At 56.1% G+C, this 785-nt stretch carries 2 protein-coding genes; one reads left to right on the top strand and one right to left on the bottom strand.

Annotated features, from left to right (window positions below; genetic code table 11):
- The coding region (locus tag L1069_RS23840) for a transposase (RefSeq protein ID WP_237457296.1) at positions 1–152 on the bottom strand (152 nt) is incomplete at its 3' end.
- A gap of 481 nt (positions 153–633) precedes the next feature.
- On the opposite strand from L1069_RS23840, the gene L1069_RS23835 reads away from it, so the two are divergent.
- Positions 634–785: transposase (locus L1069_RS23835; protein WP_343328089.1), on the top strand; the 152-nt coding region annotated here is incomplete at its 3' end.

The raw sequence follows: 785 nt of genomic DNA, 5'->3' as shown, positions 1-785 counted from the left end.
AAGCTCTGTTGGCGACCGCGCTTCCCGGTCGGCGGAGGGACCCACTCCATCTCGGGATCGAACCAGATCGTCAGCGATCCGCGCTGACACAGTGCTTCATTGTAAGCCGACCAGTTCGTGGTCTTGTACTTCGTAGGGGCCCAGCTGCTCATGCCTCCCAGCTATCATGCTGGATTCATGCAGTGAATCCCCCAACCGATTTGTGCAACAAGGCCGCAGGAAAGTGATAAATAATGCAAAATTTTACCTCACCGTGAGTTTAGTCGGAACGGCCTTGACCGCCGTTCATACTAAATTTTCATTGGGAGGGGCACTGTGGTCAAGGCGCAAAGGGTACAGTGAACCCGCAAATGCAGAGGTTCTCTGCTTTATGTCCAACTTTTTGTACAATCCACACTTGCAGCGCAAGACTAGATTCCGCAGCAGGTGCGAATTCATGAAGTCCGCACGGCGCCTATAACGCCGCGCTGCACAAGCGAAGGCCTGGCCAGCGAACACGGTCCACATTGAGCTCAAACAGAGGTGGTCTCCTTGCCTATTGCTATTGGCCCAGTAAAACCCGCTTCAGGGGGCTCTGTTGCACAAATCCCGTGTGGGATTCATCTCATGAATCCAGCGTGGTAGCTGGGATGCATGAGCAGACCTACACCCCCGACCTACAGGACCAGGAACTGGCCAGCCTACAATGAAGCGCTCAAGCGCCGAGGCTCGCTGACGATCTGGTTCGACCCCGAGATGAGCTGGGATGCCGCGCCGACAGGCAGGCGTGGCCGCCAGCAGACCTA

It is taken from the genome of Leisingera sp. MMG026, from assembly GCF_021654205.1.
In the GTDB taxonomy this organism is placed as follows: domain Bacteria; phylum Pseudomonadota; class Alphaproteobacteria; order Rhodobacterales; family Rhodobacteraceae; genus Leisingera.
Note: the sequence above shows the minus strand (reverse complement) of the source record. Positions and strands in the feature narration are given on the sequence as shown.